3 protein-coding genes and 1 pseudogene are annotated in these 7972 nt (G+C 38.9%); 1 reads left to right on the top strand and 3 read right to left on the bottom strand.

Annotation, left to right across the window (positions count from 1 at the left end):
* Nucleotides 1-595: 595 nt before the first annotated feature.
* The 3 genes and pseudogenes from F6K22_RS23440 to gatA all read right to left on the bottom strand — a co-directional run bounded on the left by F6K22_RS23440 (nucleotide 596) and on the right by gatA (nucleotide 5092).
* On the bottom strand, nucleotides 596-1501 hold the full coding sequence (locus F6K22_RS23440; protein ID WP_293103423.1) for an alpha/beta hydrolase: 906 nt from the start codon (nucleotides 1499-1501) through the stop codon (nucleotides 596-598).
* A 1729-nt stretch (nucleotides 1502-3230) separates the two neighbouring features.
* Nucleotides 3231-3452, bottom strand: a pseudogene (locus F6K22_RS23435) (group II intron maturase-specific domain-containing protein); the annotation flags it as partial.
* A gap of 182 nt (nucleotides 3453-3634) precedes the next feature.
* On the bottom strand, nucleotides 3635-5092 hold the full coding sequence (gatA, locus tag F6K22_RS23430) for an Asp-tRNA(Asn)/Glu-tRNA(Gln) amidotransferase subunit GatA (protein ID WP_293103419.1): 1458 nt from the start codon (nucleotides 5090-5092) through the stop codon (nucleotides 3635-3637).
* A 2100-nt stretch (nucleotides 5093-7192) separates the two neighbouring features.
* On the opposite strand from gatA, the gene F6K22_RS23425 reads away from it, so the two are divergent.
* On the top strand, nucleotides 7193-7651 hold the full coding sequence (locus F6K22_RS23425) for a helix-turn-helix domain-containing protein (protein WP_293103416.1): 459 nt from the start codon (nucleotides 7193-7195) through the stop codon (nucleotides 7649-7651).
* The last annotated feature ends 321 nt before the right edge of the window (nucleotides 7652-7972 follow it).

The following is a 7972-nucleotide window of genomic DNA, read 5'->3' as shown; positions in this document are numbered from 1 at the left end:
TAGCTATACTTTCAGTTTGGTTTGATGGTTGGTAAGCATTCAGCTAGCTAGCTGGTCAGCTCTCAGGATGACGGCAATAATTGCTAAGATTAGTAATTAAGCTATCATAATTACTTTTAATTTTGCCTGAATACTATCAATAATAATTCCACTTCTGTCTCAGAATAAGTTAATCATGCTATGGCTAATAGCCGATGGCTAAATGCTTACTATGGTTGCCAATAGTAATGCGTTCTTGTTTTCCCCTATTTCCTGTTTCCAGTGAAGTTTTCCCTATCTGCTTTTTGAGATTTACTTATACTTTATAATTATGATTAAAATATTATTATATGCAGCTTAATTTGAATTTGGTATTAATTTAATCATAGTAATTTTCGACATAATATAGCAGTCCTATTGTAGTTATGCAAAAAATATTCTGAAACAAAAAGACAGGGACAAGGAAATACCAATTACTCAAAATAATGCGATACTTATTCAATACTTTAATTCTTAATTTAAGGTTTTCCCAAGCTAGTAAGGTACAGCTTATAAATTACTAGCTTTAGTTAAAAAAAATTAACCTACTTCAGATTTTATAGCTACTTAAAAAAACCTATTTGTGGTTGAGCAAATGATTGTTTAATTGATTAATAAAATCATTAATTATATGTAAATACTCATCACCAGCAATAGCCGTAACATTATTATGACCTGCACCAGGAACTATATATAAATATTGAATTTCAGCAGGAGTAACTCCAAATAATTGTTCACTCATATAGGCAGGAACTGACATATCTTCTGTGCCATGAACTAACAAAATTGGTATATCTAATTTCCTTAGTTTTGAAATAGAGTCAAATTTTTGATGCAGTAGTAATTTTACGGGAAATAATTTATAAATCCCATCCTGATAATTGACCATATTTTGCATAGAAGTAAAAGAACTTTTAATGATTAATCCTGCCATTTGTGGGTGTCTTGTAGCCAACTCAATAGCAATAGATCCACCTAAAGAATGACCACAAACCAATATATTTTGCGGATTAATCTCCCGTTGATTAACTAAATAATTCCAGACAATTTCTATATCTTGATAAATCTGCGCTTCACTAGGAAAATTCCCTGTACTACGCCCATAACTTCGGTAATCTATTAACAAGACATCAAAACCTAATTTATGAAATTTATAAGCTTTTTCAACATTCGCTCCTATATTGCCACCATTACCATGAAAATATAACACCACATCTTGAAAATCTGACATATAAGAATTAGCAGGTATCCACCATCCATGTATTCGTTCCAACTTGCCTTTTTTCTCAGAGACAGGTAACCAAACATCTTCATAGGAGAGATTTACATTTTCCGGTGTTATTTCTATAACCGAACTAGGGAAAAATATAAATCGCTGTTGCACTAAGACTAGAAATATGCAGATAGCAACATATCCGATAACCGAAACTATTCCAACAATTAAAAGCCACTTCATAACAGAAAAAAGATAAGATTGCCACATAACAAAAATTTATAATTAGATCATATTATGTCTGCTTAATTACTTAGGAATTACCCAAACCGAACCCTCTACACCCGGTTTTTTCCTGGATGTCTATTGTTCAAATTAAGGATTTTTCATACCAACTGGGTTTCTTTGCGTAAATCTTATTTATTAGCGATCAAAAAACTTTCTGCTCCTTCTCATACTTATAGCTGGTTATTCCTCTCTGCTGACTCCTGAAGTCTAGATAAGTAGGTAGACACGAAAAAAACACAGTATGTAAAAAAAGTAAAGTTATCAAAAATCCTTTTCCTTCCTCCATTCCGCCTCTTACCTTGCCATAACCATAAATTTTAACGCCAATCTACTTAAACCTTAAACCTCACAATTTATTGATATCCTCCCGAGGCTGCACTTGCGTGACAGTGCGGGATTCCCGCTCCATCAAGCTATAGGGGGCTTTCTACTTCTTCGCACCCGCCTTCCGAGACTTACTCTCTTCGGGTCTTAGAGTCGCTCCACACACTAAAACTGCGAGTTCCTCCGCCTTCTTGGTGGGCGTTCCCTCTCTTGGTCAGCATTCCCTTGCGTCTTACGCACACCGCGGGGTATGACCGCTTGCGTCTTGCGCACCCCGCGGGATCCCATCCGCAAAATGTTGTTAAACTAAGCCAGGCAAGTTAACCTACCCGACTCGTCTTCAGAACTGGACATGAGACTTTCACCTCCAAATCAGCTACTCTCCTAAACGTCCTTTTTCATAGGCACATCCCTGCCTCAAAACCTAAAAAAATAACGGGAGGAAAGTTCCCAGAAGATTTATCCCCTGGTTGAATAACGACACGCGGGTAATAAAGCGGAGTAAAAGCCTGGTATACTAGAGGAAGACCGAACAAGGTTTGTCGCCATGACATGACTGCACTTTGCGGTGAAATTCCGGCGGACACCTGTAAGGGGACTTGATTTCCTACGACGGCTGTTAGCTCCGCATTCCGCAGGAAAAGCAAGCAGGCAGCTAAAGCAGCGAGAAGATTGCTCCAACCAGTGCGAGTAAAACCACTCTTTTAGCTAATAAAAAAGTAAACTCACAGCTAGATTTCGGTCTATGCCGAGGAGTTTAGGAGTCTGCCCTTCGGGCTTAAGCAAATGTGGATTTATGAGGGGCTGCGTGCGGAATTTACTTCCGCACATTTTTACGCCCCGTCCCCTAAGCGGTAGATTTACTACAGAATCCAGGGTGTTTCAACCCCTGGAGATGTCAACAACATATCCTCCATCCATATATACTCGTCAGGTAAGTCCTGTAGTTTTGGCTTTGGATATGTTTTCTTATCCAAGGCAGTCTTAACGTCGTGGCAATGTCGGTGCAACAATTGTTTATCTCAACGTTGGCCCTTGACCCGCGCTCTCCTGACAAGGGAGCTGAGATATGGGAAAACCAATCAATGTTGCGGTTTTTCCAATATTGTGCTATTGTACTTAAACGCTGATGGGCTAGCAGTGTCAGCGCCATTCTCTCATGGAGGAGACCCCCTTTGGCGGCTCTGTCTTGTCTGTGGAGCGCGCCTTTAGACCGGAAAAAGGTTCGGCCTCGGAGGCAGATGCTATGTTTCGCTTCGCGACATGAAAAGCGCAGCTCCTCTGCAAGAGGCAGCAGAAAGCCCCTATCAGCGATGTTAGGGAATGCCGACCTGTCTCGATTAGCAGCGTCGGGAGGATGTCAATCTTAAGTATATTGTCACCACCTTTAGACCTGGGTTTTATATGGTCTACTGACCTTAGGTCGGTTTAGTATATATTTGCCATTGTTAAGTATCCAACTTCTGGTTTCTTTAACATCAGGAAAATACTTTTTCTTGACCCAGGTGGCAGGCTTATTAGGATGCCTTATACTTGCCCATCTCCATAATCTTTTGCATAAAAGATTGTCCAGCTTATTGAATATCTTTTTGCTGAGTATGGTTGAGAAGTAGTTAGCCCATGGAAATTCCGTGGCTCATGTTTCACCCAGGGGTTAAAACCCCCTGGAAATCATCTTCGTCTTCAGCTTTTGTAGATAATAAAATCCTCATTCCTTATGGCTTTTAACCGATACACTTTATCAACACCTAACACGTCATCAAGAAAAATTAAAAACTAAAAACTAACTTTTTAAAGTTGAGGTTGATGTTTATACCAATCATTAGATTGTTCATAAACATGAGCAACTTCAAAGAGTAAACCTTCTCTCAAAACATTACTAATCAATTGCATACCAATGGGTAATCCTTGTCGATCAAAACCACAAGGTAAACTCAAAGCAGGTAAACCAGCCAAATTAACTGGAATAGTCATTAAGTCAGACAAATACATACTCAGAGGGTCATCAGTTTTTTCACCCACCTTAAATGCTGTAGTTGGAGAAGTAGGGCAAGCCAAAATATCTACTTGAGCAAAAGCTTTATCAAAATCTTCCTTAATTAAAGTACGGACTTTTTGAGCTTTCAGATAATAAGCATCATAATATCCAGCCGACAAAGCGTAAGTACCAATCATAATTCGGCGCTTAACTTCTGAACCGAAACCCTCAGCGCGAGTCTTGGCATACATATTCAATAGATTTTCCGACTCAGGAGTACGGAAACCATATTTGACTCCATCATAGCGGGCTAAATTTGCTGAAGCTTCCGATGGAGCAATAACATAATAAGTAGGTAAACCGTAGCGAAATCTAGGACAAGAAATTACCTGAATTTCTGCTCCCAACTCTTGGAGTACTTCTACTGCTTTAGTGAAAGCTTCAAGAACAGATGAGTCTAAACCTTCACCAAAAGTTTCTTGAATTAGACCAATTCTAATTTGCCCTTTAGGTCTTAAATTAGGTCTGAGATTTTTAGTGTAATTTGGGATAGGGACATTCAGACTGGTAGAATCTTTAGGGTCATAACCAGCGATCGCCTGCAATAAAATTGCAGAATCTTCCACAGTTCTGCTAAAAGGACCTATTTGATCTAGAGAAGAAGCATAAGCTACTAACCCATAGCGAGAAACCAGACCATAAGTAGGCTTCATCCCCACCACTCCACAAAAAGATGCTGGTTGACGAATTGAGCCACCTGTATCTGACCCTAATGACACTACAGATTCTTCAGATGCCACTGCTGCTGCCGAACCTCCCGAAGATCCTCCAGGTACTCGTTCCACATCCCAGGGATTAGCAGTGACTTGATAGGCAGAATTTTCTGTCGAACTGCCCATGGCAAATTCATCTAGATTAGTCTTGCCTAAAATTACTGCCCCAGCATCCACAAGTTTTTGAGTTACCGTAGATTCATAAGGCGGAATAAAATTTTCTAGAATCTTAGAACCACAAGTAGTAGGGATACCTCTAGTACACATATTATCCTTAACAGCGATCGGAATCCCTGCTAGTGGTCCAATTTCTTCTCCTGTAGCAATTTTGGCATCCACCTGACGGGCCTGAGCGATGGCTTTTTGTGCCGTAACACAGATAAAGCTTTTCAATTTCGGCTCCAACTGGTTGATGCGTTCCAGAGCTTCTTGGGTAATTTCTACAGCAGAGCGTTCTTTACTTATTAGTTGTTGATGCAGCTCGCTAATGGATGCCATATACCATTATTCCTAAAGTTTACCTATGAGATTTTGACAGTCTCACCGTTAATGCTTATTGATATAACAGGAGATTCTTGCTGATTAGGGTTTGCCTAAGGTAGAAATCATTGCTGATTAAGAGCTATGGTCTATTCCCTCCACAAGCATTTGTTTTTACTTCTACCGACTGTCGGGCGGCGGAAGGATTTAAAATTTAAGAGTGCGGGTATTTTTTGGCTGTGCTAGAGAGTTTTTGATCCTAACCAGCCACGTTACCATGAAATTTTCAAAGGTGATAATGATCTGAGGGTGAGGAAATAACTCCCTATAATATACCTGCATTACCGCAAGCTGAATTTTACCACAAATCTTGTGAGTGTTTATAGGACTTTTCAGATTAATGGAACAGACCAATTCTCCATTACGGCCTCTATCTTTAAGGCAAAGTTTGTGTAGTCTATATCAATCAAAAATGCTATAGTACCAGTTATCAAAAATATTGCTATACTTTGGAAGGTGGAAAAAATCAAGTTGAATTGAATAAAAGTTACCGAAAAATTGGGTTTAAAGTATCCGCCTTATAGGGGGACTTTATGTCATTATGGAAATAGCGCAAAGGTATTCAACTGCTCTAAACACCTATAAGTTACTCGGGTTGCAGCCTTTGCACCTTGAAAACTAGAGTTATGAGGCACGTGTACAGTAATGCTTATACTTAGGAATTGCTCTAAGCAACAAGTACCAGAGAACCAAAGTTTTTTGAGGTTTGAATTGTACCGTAAGGCATACGGGAACAGGCTCTTGTTAGCGCAGCTCCTCTGAAAGAGGCAATAGAGCAAACACTTGGGGAGAGAACCATCTCTGGCTTAGGTATCGCAAGGTATCTAATTTAAGTGGACTCGGTGAACCAAGAATCGTGGTTTCAGGAGAATTTCCGTGCCTTTAGGCCCGAGAGTATGTCAATAACAGGAATTGAGCGTAGTAATCCTGCATTTCTCACAAACTTTGCGATTCTAGTCGCTAAAAACCTTGTATAGCAAGCATTTAACCCTGCTTAAAAGAGATAAAAAAAAACAAAACACTGTTGAAAACCTTATTCTGTATGACTTTGAGTAGATAAGGATTTTGATAAGTCAAACTTATTTTGTGAGAAATCCGGGTAATGATCGTCCCTTCTAAATTACTCTAATACCAAATTAATATGAAGTAGCATAGAATAAAATTTTAATCAGAGTTAATTTTAGATAAAGACAGGCAAGTTAATAAATTCATAATTCTGTACAGCCGCACATAAAATTGGCATAACTTAATTTGATTGAGTTCATAGAAAAGGATCTTCATAGAGACTTAGTATTAAGCTATTGAGAATAATTATTGATTCATCTATACAGAGAATGTTGAAAAAGGACTCCCGTTATAATTTTTAATTTAGTGTGGAGTTAAACTGTTTCAGCTAGGTTGGATTAAAATCAAACAAAGTAGGTCATATCCAGAAGGCTTTCAAGCGAAACAAGCTAGGATAGTCAAAAAAGCTACTGGTTACTATTTGATGATTATCTTTACTTCATCAGAGTCAGTCCCAGAAAATCCAGTAGGTGAAAGGTCATTAGGTATTGATGCAGGAATCGAAAGTTTTGTCGCTCAAAACTAATGCAGTTGTTAGACTCACTCTTTGACCAATAAATAAGGTTTCATGCCTCCCCTTTCAAGGGGATAAAAAGCGGTCGGAAAGCGGAGCATGACCTAGGATTGGATGGCGAGCTTTCCCGAAGAATGCAGAGCCGCTCCGCAATTCAAGTCGCTCCGCGAAACGCCATATCCAATCGACCAAGAGAAAGAAAATTCCGTATTTTGAACCTCCCGCTTCAGGTAGAGGTATTGATAACTGATAAATGAAATGACATCTTCCCGACGATGCCCTTGAGCGACAATTAAGCCTTAGACCAGACTGAGATACGAGATAAAAATGCTAAAAAGCCGATCGATATTAAGCTTTAAGTTTAAATCAAAGAATTTTACTGATGGTAATTTTTTTAGATCCAAATTTATATTTTATCCGGAAAATGACACAAATAGCTTGAGAAACTAGGAAACTCCCATGATTTCCTGGTAGGAGCTATGCCACCAAAAGCTCGTTTAAAACAATATCTGACGATAGAAGAACTGAAAATTCGCTACCGACAAGCTCCAGACACCATCGAATCTCGTCGGTGGCATCTCCTGCTTCTGATTGCTCAACAATGGTCTATTAAAAAGGCAGCTCAAGTTGTTGGACTTAACTATGATTATGCTAAGGAAATTGTTGGGCGTTACAACCGAGAAGGGCCAGAGTCTGTGAAGAATCGTAGCAAGGATCGTCAACCACCACCTGCCAAATCTTTATTGACTCCCGAGCAACAACAGGAACTATCGGTGGCTTTACAAGGGCCTGCTCCTGATGGTGGAGCATGGTCGGGTCCAAAAGTAGCTCGTTGGATAGCTAAGAAAACTGGTCGGGATCATGTATGGCCTCAACGAGGTTGGGATTACCTTAAAAGGTTGGGGATTGACTGGAAAAAAAAATATAAAAATGATTGATAATCCTTAGCAAGCATTTAGCATTTAGCATTTAGTCTTCAGCATTCAGCATTCAGCATTCAGTTTTATTACCTTTAAAGGAGGAAAAGGCAATACTGATCAAGAACTACCCCTTTGATTTAATTTTCATCAATTTAGCCACCTCAAATATATATTTAAAAAACAAGGTTTTTTTGGTAAATTAGCTACTGAGTATTTGCTTAATAAATAAGCTATATATCGTAATTTTTATTATACCGTAGTAAGGATTTAGTCTTCAGCATTCAGAATTCAGTTTTATTACCTTTAAAGGAGGAAAAGGCAATACTGATCGAGAACTAA

It is taken from the genome of Okeania sp. SIO2F4 (assembly GCF_010672385.1).
In the GTDB taxonomy this organism is placed as follows: Bacteria; Cyanobacteriota; Cyanobacteriia; order Cyanobacteriales; family Microcoleaceae; genus Trichodesmium.
This window is presented reverse-complemented; position numbering and strand designations above follow the sequence as displayed.

Excerpts from the sequence above, each read along its gene's own strand:
- F6K22_RS23440 (WP_293103423.1), bottom strand. The coding sequence starts at position 1,501 with ATGTGGCAATCTTATCTTTTTTCTGTTATGAAGTGGCTTTTAATTGTT.
- gatA (WP_293103419.1), bottom strand. The coding sequence starts at position 5,092 with ATGGCATCCATTAGCGAGCTGCATCAACAACTAATAAGTAAAGAACGC.
- F6K22_RS23425 (WP_293103416.1), top strand. The coding sequence starts at position 7,193 with ATGCCACCAAAAGCTCGTTTAAAACAATATCTGACGATAGAAGAACTG.